This window comes from Capnocytophaga sp. oral taxon 332 str. F0381 (assembly GCF_000318275.2).
GTDB lineage: Bacteria > Bacteroidota > Bacteroidia > Flavobacteriales > Flavobacteriaceae > Capnocytophaga > Capnocytophaga bilenii.
Map to the genome: position 1 here is coordinate 80219 of NZ_KB291270.1, position 650 is coordinate 80868.

Annotated in this window: 1 protein-coding gene; it reads right to left on the reverse strand. The window is 24.9% G+C overall.

Translation table 11 applies throughout. From position 1 onward, the window contains the following. Positions 1-64: 64 nt before the first annotated feature. Positions 65-532, reverse strand: a complete 468-nt coding sequence (locus HMPREF9075_RS02635; protein ID WP_009751330.1) for a hypothetical protein — start codon at positions 530-532, stop codon at positions 65-67. Positions 533-650: the final 118 nt, after the last annotated feature.

A 650-nucleotide genomic window follows, 5' to 3' on the forward strand; every position in this document is an offset into this window, starting at 1 on the left:
ATAATAACTATTTTAATAACTTTATACATATTTTAATTCTAATTACTCAACTGTTGGTTATAACTTAATCCAAAATCTCTTTTCTTTCATACATTATCTCTTTTTTATTATATACAATAATTTTCTTAATATAATTTTTATTCTCATCTAATATGAACTCAACTAATGCGATTAAATCTCTATCGTAAATTAAGCCATTATCGCTAATTTCTTCGGTATCATTCAAGTTAATTCTCCTATACCACCATCTTTTAAAATAAAAAAAGCAATATATCTCTGCTCTTTTATTTTTCGCAATAGATGAAATATAACTATTATCAACAAAATCTTCTATTTCATATGCTACCTTGCTATAATCCTTATGGGTATAGTTTTTTATTTCATAGTAGAAATAATTAAACTTGTAAGATGAGTTTTCATTCATAATCTGTAAAATTCTAGCATTATAAGATTTATCCATTTCGGATATTTTGATATTTTTACTACAAGAAAAAAACAGAAAAGAAATAATAAAATATACAAGATAATTCATAGCAATATTTTTTCAGAGTTTTCAACTTTAGTAATAACAGAAAAAGTGGCATTACCTTTCATCTCTGTCATATCCTTGCTTAGCGTTAAGGTCTGTGGTTTGCAGGGCTATGGCATCT

What these genes read in the sequence shown, in the direction of transcription:
- HMPREF9075_RS02635 (WP_009751330.1), bottom strand. Translation starts at nt 532, where the DNA reads ATGAATTATCTTGTATATTTTATTATTTCTTTTCTGTTTTTTTCTTGT.